This window comes from Sphingopyxis soli, from assembly GCF_018682675.1.
Lineage (GTDB): Bacteria > Pseudomonadota > Alphaproteobacteria > Sphingomonadales > Sphingomonadaceae > Sphingopyxis > Sphingopyxis soli.
Genome location: NZ_JAFMTR010000010.1, coordinates 1 through 16,878, shown reverse-complemented (window position 1 = coordinate 16,878; position 16,878 = coordinate 1). Strand labels below are relative to the sequence as shown.

The following is a 16,878-nucleotide window of genomic DNA, read 5'->3' as shown; positions in this document are numbered from 1 at the left end:
TCAAGCGGTCGCCTTCAACGCGTCGAGCATGCGCATAAAGTGCTGCGGATTCCACACATCCTGATCTTCGCCCCAGCCGATCCCGCCGTCAATGTCCCAGCGCATCAGCTGGTTCACCCCATATCCCGCTTCGCTCATCGTGCTGACGACGAAACCCTCGCTGACCATTTCGCGGCCCAGCTCGTCGACGAGCTCGACCTGCATGTGCGTGCTCCAGCCGGTTTTGGGGCTGCGGAAGGTGCGCATCCGCGATCGGGCGGGATCGAGGCTGCCGAAGGTGCCGTCGCGGCGGATCCAGCCGGCGTTCATCGGCGCCCAGCCGTCGGCGCCGCCATCCTGTACGCGCACGAAGCCGAGGAAGCCGGTGCCGTCGCGGCGATGGCCGAAGATATATTGGATGCGCCCGCGCCCGCGTTCGCGCTCGATCTCGCGCCAGCGCGCGCCGCCGGGGTGCTTCACCCGCTCCATGTCGCTGGCATAGACTTTGGGGCTCGCGGCATAAGGCCCGCCGCGAGGACCCCAGGTGCGATCGCGCACGCCGATCCCGTCGATGCGGATACGCTCGCCGCGCAAGGTCAGCCAGCCTTCGACATGGCCCAGCTGGTCGTAATGCGGCGTTGTCATGAACGGGGGCTTGCCGGGCGGGAAGCGATGCGGTTCATGGAGTCCGGTGTGCGTGAAATCGAGGGCGAAGCCACGCGCGGGATCGTCGTACTGCAGATGATATTTCATGCCCGGCTCGAGCATCTTCAGCGAATAGCCCCCGCCCGCCTTGTCGCCGGGGAAGACGATATCGGTGAGGTCGGGCGCGTCGGGCATCGGTGCTTCCTCGACCTTGCGGTAATAGGCCATGCGCGCCGGATCATACCCCTCGTCGTCCCACGCGAAGATACGCCAGGTGACGCTCTTGCGGTTGGGATAATAGGGCGCGTGGATCCAGCAGCCGATCTTGCGTTCGGGGCTGCTGAACGACCACCAGTTGGTTTCGGTCTCGTAAGGATCGTCGGACAGCTGGTGGTAGCGGTCGTCCTCGGGCTTGAAGGCGAGATCGTCGGTCATGCAAGAAACTCCAGTTCGTCGAGAGCGGCGGTGAAGAGCGCGGCGACGCGGCCGACGTCGGCGATCTTCGCGGCATCGGCGATGACACCCATGTCGAGATTGTCGCCGCTGCGCCGCGACGTGATGTTGAGAAAGCGGCCCGAGCCGATGATCGGGACGGGGTAATTATGAAGTTGGCGAAAGCCGGCATAGCTGCGTGCTTCCGCGGGGCCGGGGACGTTCGACAGCGTCAGATTGCCGGGGAGCAGCCGCTTGCCGCCCGCCATGTGCTCGGCGAAGGCGACGCGGCGATCGCGCGCGCCAAAAGGCTTTTCGGCGGCGTCAAGAAGCGCCTCGTCATGGCCGGTGCGCTGCATTTCGGATGCCATCGACGCCTGGATCGCGCGAAGCCGCTCGACCGGATCGGGGAGATGCGTCGCGAGGTGCGGATGCAGGGCGACAATGCGGTTGCCGAACATCCCGTGCGTGTCGCGGCGGTACGAACGCGCCGAATTGATCACCAGCGGGGTTGCGGGGAGATCGTCGATCTCGATCAGATAATTGCGCAGCGCGGTGCTGGCGAGCGTCAGGAAAATGTCGTTGACGGTCGCGTCAAGTCTGGCGCCTGCCGCTTTCACCCGCGCGAGCGGCATGCTGATCGTCGCATAGCGGCGCCGGTCCGACGTTGGCCCCGACATTTTGAGCTCCGGCGTCGGTTCGCGATCGTCCTTGAACGCTTCGAGCGCGGCGAGCGCATCCTTGCGGCGCGCGGCTTGCGCGGCGCGCAAATCGGCCTCGGCCGCAAAGCGTGCTTCGGCACGCTGGCACCATTTTTCGGGCTCGGGCAGTCGCGCATCGGCGAAGCGCGCGGTTGCTGGCGGCGCCGCGTCGCTGAGCAGGCCGAGGATGGCCTGAAACCCGATCCCATCGGCGACGCTGTGATGAACCTTGAGATAGATTGCGCTGCCGCCCGCCGTAAGTTGTTCGAAGACATGCGCCGCGAAGGGCGGCCCCGACAGGTCGAGCCGCCGCATATTGAGCGACGCGACCGCGTCGTATAGCTCGGCCTCGTTCCAGGCGCCGTCGTGCGGTTCGGCGGCAACGAGCGTTTCGAGATCGGCGCGCGCGATGTCGGCCCAGACGTCGCTGTCATAGCCGTCGGGCGCTTCGTGCAGGCGCACGAGCAGCGGCGTCGCCGGGAGCCGATCGGCAAGCTGGCGGCGGAGCACAGCGGCCAGCCCTTCCTGCGCGTCAAGCGGCACGTCGAGGATGATCAGCGCGCCGACGTGCATCGGCGAGGCGTCGGTCTCCGACAGGATCATGAAATGATCGTCGGGGCGCAGCCTCCGCACCCCCGGTGCCAATTGCAGGCTGTCCGGCGCGTTCACCGCTTACCAGCTTGCCAGATCGGCCGCCCGCGCGCGATGCTCCGACGGGCTGCCGAGCCAGGCACGGTCGAACAAGGCGCGGCGGAACCAGTAATTGAGGCCATATTCCCATGTGTAGCCGATACCGCCATGCGCGGCGACCGCAGCGCGCGTCGCGCGGACATAGACGTCGCACAGATGCGCTTTCGCCATCGCTGCAGCCCTGGGCGCGTCGGGAAGCTCCGCATCCCACGCATAGGCGGCATACCAGACGAGCGCCCGCGCGGGCTCGACGTCGAGCGCCATATGCGCGAGCTGGTGCTTGAGCGCCTGAAAGCGCCCGACCGGCTGCCCGAACTGCTCGCGCTCCTTGGCATAGGCAACGCTCATGTCGGTGACCTTCTGCGCGCCGCCGAGCGCGTCGGCGGCGCAGAGCACCAGTGCCGCATCGGCAAGGCGCGCGGTGACAGGATCCGCCGCGGCGAACAGCATTTCGCCCGCGCCGTCTGCGAATGCGACCTTCGACACCGGCCGGGTGCGATCCGAGGCCCTGACCGCTTCGATCGTCACGCCGTCACCCGCGGGCACCAGCCGCACGCCCGCGGCGCGGTCGACGACCAGGAAGATATCGGCGGCGCGCGCGCAAGGGACGAACGCGCTGCCGCCGTGCACCAGCGTCGCGACGGCTTCGCCACTCGCCAAGGCATCGGGATTGGCTTTGCCGCTCGCCGCAGCCGCCGCGACGGCGAGGAGCTGGCCGATTAGCGGCCCTGCCGCCGCCGCCTCGCCCGCGACCTCGCAGGCCAGCGCGGCATCGAGCAACCCCATACCGCTGTCGGGTAACAAGATGCCGCCAAGGCCGAGCGCCATCAGCGCATCCCAGCTTGCGCGGTCGAAATCGGCGTCGCCGTCGGCGAAGGCATGGATACGCTCGATCGGCCAGCTGTCGGCGAGCGTGCCGCGCACGGCTTCCTGGATCGCCTTCTGTTCTTCGGTCAGGTGAAAATGCATCGGTCAGCGTTCCCCGCTCATCGCGAGGTCGCGCGGCAGGCCGAGGCCGCGTTCGCCGATGATGTTGCGCTGGATGTTCGATGCGCCGCCGGCGATCGAATTGCCGAGGCTGCCCATGATCTGGTCGAGCCATTTTTCGGGGCCGCGCGGCCCGCGGTTACCGCGTCCGCCCGCGCCTGCGGGTTCAGTGAAGGCATGTTCGCCGATCAGTTCCTGCGCGAGGAGTGCCATCTCATGCCCGATCTCGGTGAGCAGCAGCTTCATCATCAGCGACACCGGCCCCGGATCCTCGCCCGCCGCGGCGCAACTGAACAGGCGAAAGCTGGTGTAGCGGTGCGAGAGGACGAAACCCTCGATCTGCGCGAGCTTGTCGCGGATCACTGGGTCGCCGATACGATCGACTTCCTTTGCCAGTTCGACCAGCTTGGCGAACTGGCGCCCGAGCCCGTCGGCGCTGCCGATGCTCGCGCGCTCATGCTTCAGCGTCGTGCGGCTGACATACCAGCCCTGCCCGCGTTCGCCGACCTGCCACGACACCGGCGTTTCGGCATTGTCGAAGAAGAATTCGCAGAAGGTGTGATCGCCCTGCTCGCCCGTCATCTGGCGGATCGGCCGCCGGGTGACGCCGGGCTGGTTCAGGTCGATCAGCAGATAGGTGATGCCGTCATGCTTCGGCGCGTCGGGCTCGGTGCGCACGAGCATGAACATGTGCGTCGACTGCATCCCCTGCGACGTCCAGATCTTCTGGCCGTTGATGATCCACTTGCTGCCGTCGGCGGACAATTCGCCCTTGGTCCGCACGCTTGCCAGGTCGGACCCCGATCCGGGCTCGGAATATCCCTGACCCCAGATATAATCGCCTTCGACCGTCCTCCGGATGAATAATTCCTTCTGCTCGTCGGTTCCCTTTTCGAGCAGCGTTGGCACCGTCATGTTCATGCCGTTGCCGCCGACCTCCATCGGCGCGCGGGCGCGGGCGAATTCTTCGCGGATCACCTGCGCCTTGATGACGTCGACCGGCTGCTCCGAGCCGCCATAACGCTTCGGAACCGCCCGATAGAGATAGCCCGCTTCGGTTGCGGCGGCACGGAAGGCGCGGATGAAGGCCTTGAGATCGGCACCGCGCAAGTCCGCGGCGGGCGGCCAGTGCGACGACAGAAAGGCGCGGACCTCCGCGCGAAAGGCTTCGGCGGCCTCGCCATAGCTCAGGTCCATCGCACGCTCTCCCTCGAATCTGGCCAATGCTATGCCCGAGTTATATAACTACGTCAAATATGTTGTATGCTTGCGCGAGCTTGTTTAGGAGGGATTGATGAGCCTCGATACGATTACCGTTCCGCATTATTTCACCGCCGATGGCGAAGGTTTCGACCCTTCGGGCCTCGCACGCAATCCCTGGTTCGCCGAGGCAGTCGCGGGAGGGCCGATCGCGGCGCTGATCGGGCATATCGTCGAGGATGCGGGCTTCGATCCCGATTTCGAGATCTGCCGCCTGACGATCGATATTTTGGGAATTGTCCCGCGGACGCTGCTGGTACCCCGCATCGTGCCGGTACGGCAGGGGCGGCAGGCGCAGCTTCACCGCATCGAACTTGTCGCGGGGGGCAAGCTCGTCGCGCAGGCGCATGTCCTTCGCGCGCGGCACCTCGACACCCCGGAATTCCCGCCGCCCCAACCGCACCCGGCACCCGCGGACGTGCCCGAGGATAATTTTCTCGTTGGCGCCAGCATGGCGGGGGCGATCAAGACTCGCCCGATCATGGGCCGGGTCCGTGAACCCGGCCGCGGCGTATCGTGGATGCGAATGGATGGCGAGGTCGTTTCGGGCATTCCGACGTCGCCGTTCGTGAAGGCATGCCTCTTTGCCGATTTCGGCAATGGCGTCGGCAGCGCGACGCACGCGCATGAATGGAGCTATGCCAATCTCGACATTTCGGTCCAGTTCCTGCGCATGCCGCGCGGCGACTGGTTTCTGCTCGACGCGCATACCGAGGGTGCGGGCAACGGCCACGCCGTCGCGCAGACGATCTTCGCGGACGAGGGCGGCGTCTATGCCAAGGGAACGCAGACGGTGTTCGTGGGGCTGGGTCGCCCGCGCGATTGAGACTATTCGCCGCGAAACTGCGGCGCGCGCTTTTCGGTTGCCGCTGCCAACCCCTCGCGATGGTCCTGGCTGCCGAGGAGCAGCGCCTGGTTCGGCAGGTTCGCCTGCCACTCGGCTTCCATGCTGCTTTCGAGCGCGCGTTGGATCGATTGCTTGACCGTCGCATAGCCGAGCGGCGCCGAAGCCGCGAGTTCGCGGGCCAATGCCATGCCGCGCGCTTCCAGATCGTCCCGCGCGACGACTTCGCTCACCAGTCCCATAGCGAGCGCCTCGTCGGCGCGCACCTGCTTGCCGCGGAGGCACATCTCCATCGCGCGGCCCAGTCCGACGATGCGGGGCAACAGAAAGGTTCCGCCGAGCGGCGGCATGATGCCGAGCTTGATCCAGCTTTCCTGGAACATCGCGGTTTCGGCAGCGACACGGAAATCGCACGCGAGCGCGAGTTCGCAGCCAACCGTCACCGCAGCCCCCTGCACCAGTGCGAGCGTCGGTTTGGGACAGCGATAGATCGCACGCGCCGCGCCCTGGAAGTTCGCGTAGACCGTATCCTTGATCTCGCTGGCCGACATGCCCTTCAGCCGTTGCAGAAACGCGAAATCGGCGCCGACCGAGAAATGCTTTCCTTCGGCGGCGAAAATGATCGCGCGCACGTCGCGCTCACCCGATAGCGCGGCAAAGGCATCGCGAATCTCGCCGAGCATTTCGGGCGACGACGCGTTGCCGATATCGGCCCGCGCGACGACCACCGCCGCAATACCCTGCTCATGACGATCGATGCGGATATGCGTGAAATCAGCCATCCGGATTCTCGGCCTTCTTCTTCTCGCGCCAGATCATCGCGGTCGCGCTGGTCGACAGGCCCATGTTCAGCGCTTCGGCATCGAGCGCGGCCTCGAACGCCCAGTCCTCGGCGTTGTTGAGGTTGGCTTTCATATAGCGATAGCCCATGCGCGGACCGTCGACGAGGCGCCGCGCCGCCGCCATCGTCGCGTCGTGGAGCGCTTCGTCGTCGAACAAACGCGTGTAGATGCCTTTTGCAAAGGCCTCTTCTGCGGAGAGCTTCTCGCCGAGGAGAAACAATTCGCGCGCGACGCCGGTGCCGAGAATCTTGGTCCAGAACCAGGTCGATCCGAAATCACCGCCCGCCCCGATGCGGTCGAAGGCGGTCAGGAAGCTCGCACTCCTGCCGGCAAAGCGCAGGTCGCACGCCCCGGCGAGGCCGATCCCCGCGCCCGCGACCGGGCCGTTGACCATCGCGATCGTCGGCTTGGGCATTTCGTGGAGCAGGCGCGAGCTTTCCATGAACCCGCGCAGCCGTATGAAGCTCTGCTCATTGCGGCTTCCGACGTCGGAATTGGCGGGCACGACCGCCTTGTCGGCGCCGCCTTCCTTGAGATCGCCACCGGCGCAGAACCCCCTGCCCGCGCCGGTCACGACGACGCAGCCGACCGACGCATCGCGCGCCGCGTCGGCGCAGGCGTCGGCGAGCGGCGCCATGATCGAGCTTGTCAGCGCGTTGAGCCGGTCGGGCCGGTTGAGGGTGATGGTGCGGACCCCCGCATCATTGTCGATCAGCACTTCACTCATAAATCCTCCCCGCTTGCGGGGAGGGGGACCGTTCGCAGAACGGTGGAGGGGGGCGGCGGCATTCGACCGGCGGTTCCCGCACTCCAACCCCCTCCGTCAGCGCCGCGCGCTGCCACCTCCCCACTAGTGGGGAGGATGGGGCCGTCGTCAATCCCCGCCAAGTTCGCGGTGGCGCGCCAGCATGCGCACTGCCTTTTCGGCGAGGTCGTCGGGCACGGCGGGATAAAGCGGAAGCGGGCGGGACTTGCTCGGCAATGCGATCGTCGCGGTCGCGCGCACGGTTTCCTCGTCGCGCTGGTTGGTGAATTTCACCGCCACATCGACGAAGCTCTGGCCGCCCTCCTCCCGTTTCGCGAGCACTTCGCCCGTCACGCGCTGGACGTCGCCCATATAGTTGAACTTGCGGATCTCGTCGTGAATGTGGGTGATGACGGCATCGTCGCCGGCCCAGTCGCTGAGATATTGCCACAGGTAATTTTCGCGCATCACTCCATAGTCATAGGCCATCGGATTGCCGATCGCCTGCGCCCAGGTCGGGTCCCAGTGCAGCCGCTGCGCGACGTCGGGAATGCCATATTCATTCTTCACATAGAAGGCCGGGATGCGCTGGCGGTTCTTGTGCGCGAGGCGGTTCGCGGTCGGCGCATAGGGCACAAAGCCGTAACCGCCGGCATGGAAGCAGATCACGTCCGTGACGGTCAGCGGCCCCTTGACCTGCAGCCCCAGCGAGTCACCCTTCTCGACGCTCTCGAACCAGCGCTTTTCGGCGCCCTGGACGCGTTCGGCGGCATAAATATCCTCAATCGCCTGCATTTCCTCGTCGGTGTAGGTCGCGGGCTCGATCGACGAATATTTGCCCTTCTTGGCGGCGGTCTTGCGCTCGGTCAGTACGCGCAGGATGCGATAGACCGCGACGACCTCGCCGCGCTGGTTGATTTTCACGTCGCGGCGCACGCCGATCACCGAACGCCCTGCGAATTCGGACTGCTTGACCTCGCAGGTCTCGTCGCCGTTGAAGCTGTAGATTGTATCGCCCGGATAGATCGGGCGGTAAAAATCCCATTGCGAGCCCGACACGAAGACGTGGATGCCCTTGAACAGACTCTTGCGGAGCGCCTTGATCTCGTCGGGAACGGGGTCGCCCAGCATCGGCCGGTTGATGACGCCCGCCATCATCCCGGGCGCGATGACGCTGCCCCAGCGGGTCTTCTTCGCATAATGCGGATCGGTATAGAGCGGATTGTCGTCGCCGATACCGTGCGCGAAGTTGCGGATATTGTCCTCGGTCGCGACCTGGATATATTCGCGCGTTTTCGCCGCCTGGTCGAACCCCAGCAGCTTGCGCTGCCGCTCTATGTCCGCGTCGGTAATCTCGTAGGCGACGGCCTTCTGCCACTCTTCGCTTTCCTTGATGTCGTTTTTCGCCTCGGCCATCGCATATCTCCCTTGTCACCAGTTGTATAACTAGGTAATACATCCCCAATAGCGAAGCAAGGGGATAGTGCCGTAATGGAAGTTCGCCGCATCAGCGATGCTTTGAAGGTGCGTGCGCAGCATCAGGCGAGCGAGATCGCGCACGACGATACACGGCGCCAGATCAGCTTCGCCGAATGGGACCGCGAGGCCGACGAGATCGGCGGCGGCCTCGCCGCGGCGGGCCTCGTTCCCGGCGACCGCGTGTTCCTGCCGATCAGCAATGCACGCGCGGTCGAAATGGCGATCGCGGTGTTTGCGGTGTTCCGCGCTGGCGGGATCGCCTGCCCGATCAACACGCGTCTCAACCCGCGCGAGATTTCCGACTATGCGGCTCTATGCGAACCGCGCTTCTGTCTGACCGACGCCCCCGAGTTGGTGGAGGATCTGGAACTCGACGGCTGCTGGCATGTCGACGCAATGCCGCGCGACCTGTCCGCGCTTCCCGATCAGGCCAGCCTCGACCCCGACGCCGATGCCGAAATCCTCGGAACGTCGGGCACGACGGGCAAGATCAAGGGCGTCGTCGTCTCGCATCCCGACCTGATGACCGGGGTCACCGGCTATAATCAGGACCGCTCGCGCTCGACGCTGCACGCGTTGCCGCTCACCGGCTCCGGCGGCAATATCGGCATCGTGATGCTCCCCGCGCGCGGCGGCGCGACCGCGATCACCCAGCCGAAGTTCGATCCCAAGGGCTTCCTCGAGCTGGCGAAGGAAAAGCGCCCGAACCTGATCTATTTGGTGCCATCGATGCTGCGCCTCGTGCTCGATCATCCCGACGTTGCCGACTACGATATGGCGGGGGTCAAATATCTGATGACCGGCACCGCGCCGCTTCCGCACGATTCGGTGAAACGCGCGGCCGACCTGTGGCCGCACCTGCGCATCCGCAACAGTTACGGCATGTCCGAAGGCGGGGTCGGGCTGGGCACGACCAGCCAGGAGCAGGTGCTGAAGCCCGGCTGCGTCGGCAAGCTGCCGGCGCATATGCAGATTCGTGACGAGGCGGGCAATGTCATATCCGAGCCAAATGTCGTCGGCGAAATCTACGGCTGGCAGAAGCACCCGCGTCGCTACTGGAACGACGCAGAGGCGACCGCCGAGAGCTTCAAGGGCGGCTGGACCAAGACCGGCGACCTCGGCTATGTGGATGAAGATGGCGACCTGATCATGGCCGGCCGGTCGAAAGAGTTGATCATCCGCGGCGGCTACAACATCACGCCGCTCGAGATCGAGACCGTGCTGCATCTGCACCCGGCGGTCCAACAGGCCGCCGTCGTTGGCGTGCCGCACGAGGTGCTGGGCGAGGATATTGCGGCGGCCGTGACGCTTCGCCCCGGCCAGGCCGCGACAGGCGACGAGATCATCGCCTTTTGCAGGGAGCATCTGGGCGACAACAAGGTTCCGCGCACGCTTGTCGTAATGGATATGATGCCGCTCAATCCGAACGGGAAGATCTTGAAGAAGGATCTGGTTGCCCCCCTGGCAAAGGCGGCGGCGGAGCGGCGACGGGCGGCCTAGCCCGTCCTCTCCCTAAAGGAGAGGGAGACGAATTACCCCTTCAACGTCTCGAATGGCACATCCTTGTCCATTCGCACTTCGCCCGGCATCCCCAGAACGCGTTCGGCGATCTGGTTGCGCAGCACCTCGTCGGCGCCGCCTGCGATGCGCATCACGGTCGAATAGATATAATCATACTGAACGTCACCGGTCGCGGTGTCGCCAGCTTCGGGGGCGATGCCCGCGAGCCCGCGCAGCTCGAGCGCGAGGCCATTGGTCTTCTGGTAGCGCCCCGCATAGGCAAGCTTGACCATCCCCGCGAGTGCGCCGGGATTTTCACCTTTGGAGACCATCGTCCGCAGCCGCGCCTGAAAGAAACGTTCGCCCTGTTCCTCGGCGAGTGCTTCGGCGAGTTGCTGGCGCACCGCACGGTCGTCGAGCATGGTGCCGCCATGCCCGTCGGGGGTCGCCGCGGCATAATCGAGCAAAGGCCCGATCCCGCTGCGATGCGCACCCGAGCCGAGACGTTCTCCCATCAAGACGGTCATGCAGCAGGCCCAGCCCTCGCCCTCTGCCCCGATCCGGTTCGCGTCGGGAATGCGGACGTCGGTGAGAAAGGTTTCGTTGAACTCGCTCGCACCCGAAATCTGGCGGATCGGGCGCGTCTCGATTCCCGGCGTCTTCATGTCGACGACGAAGAAGGTCAGCCCCTTATGCTTGGGCAAGGTTGGGTCGGTCCGCACGACCAGAATACCCCAGTCCGTCAAATGCGCCCAGCTCGACCAGACTTTCTGGCCGTTGACGATCCAGTCGCCGCTGCCGTCATCGGCACGCACCGCCTTGGTGCGCAGCGCCGCGAGGTCGGACCCCGCGGCAGGCTCGGAGAAGAGCTGGCACCACGTCAGGTCGCCCTTCAGCGTCGCTTCGATAAAGCGTGCGCGCTGTGCGTCGGTGCCGTGTTTCGCGATCACGGGCAGCGCCATGCCGGTGCCGATCGAAGTGAAGGGCCCCTTGGGCAGGTGATATTTGCCCTCTTCCTCGGCGAAGATCACCGCCTCCGCGCCCGACAGCCCGCGCCCGCCGAGCGCCTTGGGGAAGGTCAGCCCCGACCAGCCGCCCTCGTAAAGCGCGCGCATCCACGCCCGGCTACGATCGGCCTCTTCGGTGTCGGATATTTTTTCGCCCGGCGTCAGCTCGTGCGCTGGGGCATGCGCAGCGAGCCAATCGCGCGCTTGCGAGCGGAAGGCGGCTTCTTCGGAGCTGTCGTTGAAATCCATCTTACGCCGCCTTCACCTGGCTGCCCGGCTGCGCATTCAGCAACCGGTCGGCCCAGAAACCCCGGTTGCCGAGATGCACGGCGAGCATACGTTCGCGCCGGTAATAGAAATGGCAGTTCGCCTCGAACGTATAGCCGATGCCGCCGTGCACCTGCAGATTCTCGCGCGCCGCGAGTTCAAAGCATTTGATGCCCGACAGGCGCGCTGCCGCCGCCGCTGCCGGCAGATCGTCGGGCGAAGACTCGGCTGCCCAACCGCCATAATAGGCATTGGAGCGCGCGAGTTCGGTCGCCACCGCGACATCGGCGAGCTTGTGTTTGATCGCCTGATACCCCGCGAGCGGACGTCCGAACATCTGGCGTTCCATCGCATAGTCGCGCGCCATGCGAAGGCAGGCTTCGGACGCCCCCACGGCTTCGAACGCCGCAAGCACCGCCGCATGGTCGATCAGCCGGTCGAGTTTGCCTGCTCCCGGCATTGCCTCCGCCACGGCACCGGCAAAATCGAGGCGGTAGTGCGGGCGGAGCTGGTCAAAGCTGTCGAGCTTCGTCCGCGTCACGCCGGGCTGATCCAATTCGACCAGCGCAAAACTGCCTCCCGCGACGAGAACGACCGCGATATCGGCAATGCCGGCGTCGGCGACCGGAGACTTGCTTCCCGAAAGGCGCCCGCCCGCGAGCGATGCGCCCGTCGCGAACACCGGCCCCGGACCTTCGGTATAGGCGAAGGTCGCGACCGCCTCGCCACTCGCCAGTTTGGGAAGCCACGCCGCCTTCTGCGCCTCGCTGCCAGCCAGCCGGATCGCCTCGGCTCCCAGGATGATCGAACTCATGAACGGCACCGAAGCATTCGCGGCGCCGAGCGCTTCCATGATCACGCCAAGGTCGAGCGCGCCAAGGCCGAGCCCGCCATGCTCCTCGGGAATCGCAGCACCGAGGAAGCCCATGCCGGCGAGCGCGCGCCACAGCGGCTCGTCCCATTCGGCGCCCGAATCGATCAGTGTTCGCAGACGGTCGAACGACGACATATCGGCCAGAAGCGACCGCGCTTGCTCGCCAAGCATTTTCTGTTCATCGCTAAGGTCGAAATTCATCGCAGGCCTTGCCCTCTTGTTGTGGACTATGTCATAGCGAGTTGTATAACTAGGTCAACCATGAGAACGCCGAACAGGAACGGTCGGAGAGGAAGCCCCGCCCATGCAGTATGAAACCATTCTGGTCGATGTCGCCGATCATATCGCTACGATCACCCTCAACCGGCCCGAGGCGATGAACAGCTTCACCAAGCAGATGATGGACGAATTCGAACATCTGTGGAAGTGGATCGCGCGCGAGGACGATGTCCATTGCTGCGTGCTCCGCGCCGCCCCGGGCAAGGCGTGGTGCACCGGGGTCGACGTCAAGGAATCGCAAAAGCCCGGTGGGACCGTCGTCGACCTCGCCAACATCTGGCACTGCGAAGACCCCGGCAATTACCTAGGGCCCAAGTCGATGAACTGCTGGAAGCCGGTGATCGCCGCGGTGCACGGCATGGCCGCGGGCGGCGCCTTTTACTGGCTCAACGAGAGCGACATCATCATCTGTTCCGAGGAAGCGACCTTCTTCGACCCGCACGTCACCTATGGCATGACGAGCGCGCTCGAACCGATCGGCATGACGTATCACATGCCGCTGCACGACGTGCTGCGTATGGTATTGCTCGGCAATGACGAGCGCATCGGCGCCGGGACCGCGCTTCGCATCGGACTGGTGAGCGAAATCACGACGCTGGACGAGCTGTGGCCGCGCGCGCACGAACTGGCGACGGCGATCGCGGCGAAACCCCCGGCAGCGACCGCCGGTTCGGTCAAGGCGATTTGGGAATCGCTCGATCTGCCGCGCAGCGTCGCACTCCAGCAGGGCCTCAAATATTGCCAGATCGGCAATCCGGTCGGCGTGCCGCAGGTGAACCGCGCGGCGCTGATGGCCGACAAGGCCAAGAAATTTACGATCCGCTAGCGGAAGCGTCGCGTCGGACCGAGGAATAGACCGAAAAAAAGCGAAAGATTGGACGGGCATGTCGATTTTGTATGACGAAGGCCAGCAGGCGATCGCAACCGAATCGCGCCGCGTGCTCGAGGCGCGGGTGAGCAAGGACGAGCTGTTGCCGCTGCTCGAGATGACCGGCCGCTATCATGAGGGGTTCTGGAACACTGCCAAGGAACAGGGCTGGACCGCCCTCGCCCTGCCGGAGCAATATGGCGGGCTTGCACTGGGCCTCGTTGAACTCGGCCTGATCGCGCATCAGGCGGGCCGCACCCTGAGCGGCGCACCTTTCCTGACTTCGGGTTTCGGCTGCGCCAAAGCCATCGAGCTTTACGGGTCGGACGAACAGAAGGCGCGCTGGCTGCCAGGGCTTGCCAGCGGCGAAATCGTCGGCGCCGTCGCCTTTGCGTCGGGCTCCGATCCGCTGCCCGCCTATCCGGCAATCCGCTTTGCCGATGGCCGGATCAGCGGGCGGGCGGCCGGGGTTACCGGCGGCCTCGTCGCCGACATCGCGGTGGTCTACGCCATGGGGGCGCTGGGCCCCCTTCTCGTCGTGGCCGAACTTTCCGATGTCGAGCGCAGCGCCATCGGCAGTTTCGACAACAGCCGCTGCTACGCCCACCTTGGTTTCACCGATATACCGGCGCAGCCGCTGGCCATCGACGGCGCAGCGCGCGAAGCCGCGCTCCACATCCTCGCGCTCCAAGCGGTCATTACCGCGCACGAGCAGACGGGCGGCGCCGAGGCGATGATGGAAATCGCGCGCGACTATGCGCTCACGCGCCGCGCCTTCGGTCAGGTCATCGGTGCCTTCCAGTCAGTCAAGCATCGCATCGCCGAACTTTACGGTTTGGTCGAACTTGCGCGCGCGAACTGCATCCATGCCGCATCGCGCGAGGGTGCTCCCGATTTCATCGTCGCGGCGGCATCGGCGCGCCTGTCGGCGACCGAGGCCTATGACACCGCCGCACGCGACGGCATCCAGATCCACGGCGGCATCGGCGTAACCTGGGAGGCGGGTCTCCACCTCCACATGCGCCGCGCGCGCAGCCTCGCGATCGAGCAGGGCAACGGGCTGTTCTGGGAAGATATATTGGTCGACTGCCTGACGGGAGAAGCGGCATGAGCAATCTCGAAGCCTATCGCGCCAGGGCTGCCGCCTGGCTCGAATCGATGGTGCCGGCGTTCGGCAAAGCGGCGCGCAAAGGCCTGTCCGAAGCCGACGACCTTGCCCTCGCCCGCCGCTATCAGGCTGCAAAGTTCGAATCGGGCTACGCAGGCATCAACTGGCCGGTCGAATATGGCGGTCAGGGGCTCGGGCATCTCGAGAAGGTGACCTTCGACAGCGAGGAAATGAAGCACGGCTTCCCCAACGCCTATTTCGGCATCTCGCTCGGTATGCCGGTGCCGATCCTGATGCAGTTCGGCGAAGACAAGGCCTTTGTGAAGGAGCGCGTGCTGAAGGCGCTGCGCGGCGAGGAAATCTGGTGCCAGCTCTTCTCGGAACCCGCGGGCGGATCCGACCTCGCCGGACTGCGGACCAAGGCCGAACCCGACGGCAACGGATGGAAAATCAACGGGCAAAAAGTCTGGACGAGTTGGGCACAGTATAGCGATTATGGCGTCATCGTCGTCCGCACCGACCCGAACGTACCAAAACACAAGGGTCTCACCTATTTTTGGGTCGACATGAAAGCGCCCGGCGTCACCGTGCGTCCGATCAGGCTTGCGGGTGGCGACAGCCACGTCAACGAGGTGTTCTTCGACGATGTGAAGGTCGACGACGATCAGCGCATGTCGCCCGTTGGCGGCGGCTTTGCCGTCGCAATGGCGACGCTGATGATCGAACGCTATGTCGCGACCGACAGCGGCGGCTTCGGCCCGCATCTCGACCTGTTCGTGGAACTGGCGAAGGCTATCCTGGTCAACGGCAAACCCGCGATCGCCGACGGCCGCATCCGGCAGCAGATCGCGCGCAATTATGCGATGCGGAACGGTCTCAATTCGATCACCGCGCGCGCGATGGCGATGATGCAGGCGGGTATGGTCCCTGGCCCCGAGGGCTCGCTCAACAAGCTGGTGTCGGTGCGGTCGCGCCAGAAGCTCTCCGAACTCGCGATCGACCTTCGGGGCAGCGACGGCTTCGCCTTCGACGACCATGCCTCGCAAAAGGAGGATTGGACCTCTAGCTGGATCAATGCCCCCACAGGCCGCATCGCGGGTGGCGCCGACGAGATGCTGCTGAACACCATCGCCGAGAAGATCCTCGGCCTGCCTCAGGACCATCGCCCCGACAAGGGCGTCCCCTTCAACCAGATCCCCGCCTGACCACAAGGATTCACGCCATGACCGAAGCCTATATCATTGACGCCGTCCGTACCCCGCGCGGGATCGGCAAGCCCGGCAAGGGCGCCTTGTCGCATCTGCATCCCCAGCATCTCGCGGCAACCGTTCTCGCCGCGATCCGCGACCGCAACAATCTCGATACCGCAACGGTCGACGACATCATCTGGTCGACCTCGACCCAGAAGGGCAAGCAGGGGGGCGATCTCGGCCGCATGGCGGCGCTTTCGGCCGGCTATGACACCAAGGCATCGGGAACGACGCTCGACCGCTTCTGCGGCGGCGGCATCAGCTCGGTGAACTTCGCCGCAGCGACCGTCATGTCGGGCATGGAAGATTGCGTCATCGCCGGCGGTACCGAGATGATGAGCTATACCGCAACCCTCGCCGCCGAGGAGGCCAATGCCGGGATCAAGCCGCTCGGCATGGGATCGGGCCATGCCGCGCTCGATGCGATCCATCCCCAGTCGCACCAGGGCGTCTGCGCCGACGCGATCGCCGCTCGCGAGGGCATCAGCCGCGAGGCTGTCGATGCCCTGGCGCTCGAAAGCCAGAAGCGCGCCGCCGCCGCGATTGCCGAAGGCCGCTTCGACAGATCGGTGGTGCCCGTCCTCAATCCCGACGGCAGCGTTGCGCTCGACCGCGAGGAATTCCCGCGCCCCGAAACGACCGCCGAAGGGCTCGCGGGGCTCAAGGCGAGCTTCGGCGCGCTCAAGGATTTCGACCTTGGCGGTGGCGTGACGTTCGCCAAGCAGATCCAGCGCGTCTATCCGGGCCTCGAATGGGAAGGCATCCATCATGCAGGCAACAGCTCGGGGGTCGTCGACGGGGCCGCGGCGATCCTGCTGACGTCGAAAGACTATGCCGACAGGCACGGGCTGAAACCACGCGCCCGCGTCGTCGCCTATGCCAATGTCGGCGACGATCCGACGCTGATGCTCAACGCGCCGGTTCCGGCGGCGAAAAAGGTGCTCGAAAAGGCCGGACTGACGAAGAACGATATCGACGTCTGGGAAATCAACGAGGCCTTTGCCGTCGTCGCCGAGAAGTTCATCCGCGACCTCGATCTCGACCGCGAAAAGGTCAATATCAACGGCGGCGCGATGGCGCTCGGCCACCCGATCGGCGCCACCGGGTCGATCCTGATCGGC

At 65.3% G+C, this 16,878-nt stretch carries 15 protein-coding genes; 6 read left to right on the top strand and 9 right to left on the bottom strand.

The features are described 5' to 3' along the window. From J1N50_RS00845 to J1N50_RS00830, 4 genes are read right to left on the bottom strand one after another with little or no spacing between them, the layout of a single operon-like run. On the bottom strand, window positions 1-1,059 hold the full coding sequence (locus tag J1N50_RS00845) for a DUF7065 domain-containing protein (protein WP_215349228.1): 1,059 nt from the start codon (window positions 1,057-1,059) through the stop codon (window positions 1-3). Then, complete coding sequence (locus J1N50_RS00840; RefSeq protein ID WP_215349224.1) at window positions 1,056-2,426, bottom strand: wax ester/triacylglycerol synthase domain-containing protein; 1,371 nt, start codon at window positions 2,424-2,426, stop codon at window positions 1,056-1,058. Before J1N50_RS00840 ends, J1N50_RS00845 begins: the two co-directional genes overlap by 4 nt. 3 nt (window positions 2,427-2,429) lie before the next feature. Further along, window positions 2,430-3,416, bottom strand: a complete 987-nt coding sequence (locus J1N50_RS00835) for an acyl-CoA dehydrogenase family protein (RefSeq protein ID WP_215349221.1) — start codon at window positions 3,414-3,416, stop codon at window positions 2,430-2,432. Window positions 3,417-3,419: 3 nt separating this feature from the next. Further along, window positions 3,420-4,631, bottom strand: a complete 1,212-nt coding sequence (locus tag J1N50_RS00830; RefSeq protein ID WP_215349218.1) for an acyl-CoA dehydrogenase family protein — start codon at window positions 4,629-4,631, stop codon at window positions 3,420-3,422. A gap of 97 nt (window positions 4,632-4,728) precedes the next feature. On the opposite strand from J1N50_RS00830, the gene J1N50_RS00825 reads away from it, so the two are divergent. Then, window positions 4,729-5,520, top strand: a complete 792-nt coding sequence (locus tag J1N50_RS00825; protein WP_215349215.1) for an acyl-CoA thioesterase domain-containing protein — start codon at window positions 4,729-4,731, stop codon at window positions 5,518-5,520. A gap of 2 nt (window positions 5,521-5,522) precedes the next feature. Here the strand turns inward: J1N50_RS00825 and J1N50_RS00820 are convergent, their stop codons facing one another. From J1N50_RS00820 to J1N50_RS00810, 3 genes are all read right to left on the bottom strand, one after another. Continuing rightward, window positions 5,523-6,320, bottom strand: coding sequence for an enoyl-CoA hydratase/isomerase family protein (locus J1N50_RS00820; protein ID WP_215349212.1), 798 nt, complete (start codon window positions 6,318-6,320; stop codon window positions 5,523-5,525). Beyond that, complete coding sequence (locus tag J1N50_RS00815; RefSeq protein WP_215349209.1) at window positions 6,313-7,107, bottom strand: enoyl-CoA hydratase-related protein; 795 nt, start codon at window positions 7,105-7,107, stop codon at window positions 6,313-6,315. The genes J1N50_RS00820 and J1N50_RS00815 overlap by 8 nt, the downstream gene beginning before the upstream one ends. A gap of 147 nt (window positions 7,108-7,254) precedes the next feature. Then, window positions 7,255-8,541, bottom strand: coding sequence for an FAS1-like dehydratase domain-containing protein (locus J1N50_RS00810; RefSeq protein WP_215349206.1), 1,287 nt, complete (start codon window positions 8,539-8,541; stop codon window positions 7,255-7,257). A gap of 75 nt (window positions 8,542-8,616) precedes the next feature. On the opposite strand from J1N50_RS00810, the gene J1N50_RS00805 reads away from it, so the two are divergent. Further along, window positions 8,617-10,104: a class I adenylate-forming enzyme family protein gene (locus J1N50_RS00805; RefSeq protein ID WP_215349202.1), complete on the top strand. Its 1,488-nt coding sequence runs from the start codon at window positions 8,617-8,619 to the stop codon at window positions 10,102-10,104. 32 nt (window positions 10,105-10,136) lie between these two features. Here the strand turns inward: J1N50_RS00805 and J1N50_RS00800 are convergent, their stop codons facing one another. Next, window positions 10,137-11,360 (bottom strand): acyl-CoA dehydrogenase family protein, encoded by a 1,224-nt coding sequence (locus J1N50_RS00800; protein WP_215349199.1) that lies wholly within the window; start codon window positions 11,358-11,360, stop codon window positions 10,137-10,139. A 1-nt stretch (window position 11,361) separates the two neighbouring features. After that, complete coding sequence (locus tag J1N50_RS00795) at window positions 11,362-12,453, bottom strand: acyl-CoA dehydrogenase family protein (RefSeq protein ID WP_215349197.1); 1,092 nt, start codon at window positions 12,451-12,453, stop codon at window positions 11,362-11,364. 103 nt (window positions 12,454-12,556) lie between these two features. On the opposite strand from J1N50_RS00795, the gene J1N50_RS00790 reads away from it, so the two are divergent. The 4 genes from J1N50_RS00790 to J1N50_RS00775 all read left to right on the top strand — a co-directional run. Then, a complete protein-coding gene (locus tag J1N50_RS00790) occupies window positions 12,557-13,357 on the top strand; it encodes an enoyl-CoA hydratase/isomerase family protein (RefSeq protein WP_215349194.1) in 801 nt (266 codons plus the stop codon). Window positions 13,358-13,415: 58 nt separating this feature from the next. Continuing rightward, window positions 13,416-14,510, top strand: coding sequence for an acyl-CoA dehydrogenase family protein (locus J1N50_RS00785; RefSeq protein WP_215349191.1), 1,095 nt, complete (start codon window positions 13,416-13,418; stop codon window positions 14,508-14,510). Continuing rightward, window positions 14,507-15,712, top strand: coding sequence for an acyl-CoA dehydrogenase family protein (locus tag J1N50_RS00780; protein ID WP_215349186.1), 1,206 nt, complete (start codon window positions 14,507-14,509; stop codon window positions 15,710-15,712). Before J1N50_RS00785 ends, J1N50_RS00780 begins: the two co-directional genes overlap by 4 nt. Before the next feature lie 17 nt (window positions 15,713-15,729). Continuing rightward, the coding region (locus tag J1N50_RS00775; RefSeq protein ID WP_215349183.1) for an acetyl-CoA C-acetyltransferase at window positions 15,730-16,878 on the top strand (1,149 nt) is incomplete at its 3' end.

Coding starts and splice junctions, on each gene's coding strand:
- J1N50_RS00845 (WP_215349228.1), bottom strand. CDS start 1,059: ATGACCGACGATCTCGCCTTCAAGCCCGAGGACGACCGCTACCACCAG.
- J1N50_RS00835 (WP_215349221.1), bottom strand. CDS start 3,416: ATGCATTTTCACCTGACCGAAGAACAGAAGGCGATCCAGGAAGCCGTG.
- J1N50_RS00830 (WP_215349218.1), bottom strand. CDS start 4,631: ATGGACCTGAGCTATGGCGAGGCCGCCGAAGCCTTTCGCGCGGAGGTC.
- J1N50_RS00825 (WP_215349215.1), top strand. CDS start 4,729: ATGAGCCTCGATACGATTACCGTTCCGCATTATTTCACCGCCGATGGC.
- J1N50_RS00820 (WP_215349212.1), bottom strand. CDS start 6,320: ATGGCTGATTTCACGCATATCCGCATCGATCGTCATGAGCAGGGTATT.
- J1N50_RS00815 (WP_215349209.1), bottom strand. CDS start 7,107: ATGAGTGAAGTGCTGATCGACAATGATGCGGGGGTCCGCACCATCACC.
- J1N50_RS00810 (WP_215349206.1), bottom strand. CDS start 8,541: ATGGCCGAGGCGAAAAACGACATCAAGGAAAGCGAAGAGTGGCAGAAG.
- J1N50_RS00805 (WP_215349202.1), top strand. CDS start 8,617: ATGGAAGTTCGCCGCATCAGCGATGCTTTGAAGGTGCGTGCGCAGCAT.
- J1N50_RS00800 (WP_215349199.1), bottom strand. CDS start 11,360: ATGGATTTCAACGACAGCTCCGAAGAAGCCGCCTTCCGCTCGCAAGCG.
- J1N50_RS00795 (WP_215349197.1), bottom strand. CDS start 12,453: ATGAATTTCGACCTTAGCGATGAACAGAAAATGCTTGGCGAGCAAGCG.
- J1N50_RS00790 (WP_215349194.1), top strand. CDS start 12,557: ATGCAGTATGAAACCATTCTGGTCGATGTCGCCGATCATATCGCTACG.
- J1N50_RS00785 (WP_215349191.1), top strand. CDS start 13,416: ATGTCGATTTTGTATGACGAAGGCCAGCAGGCGATCGCAACCGAATCG.
- J1N50_RS00780 (WP_215349186.1), top strand. CDS start 14,507: ATGAGCAATCTCGAAGCCTATCGCGCCAGGGCTGCCGCCTGGCTCGAA.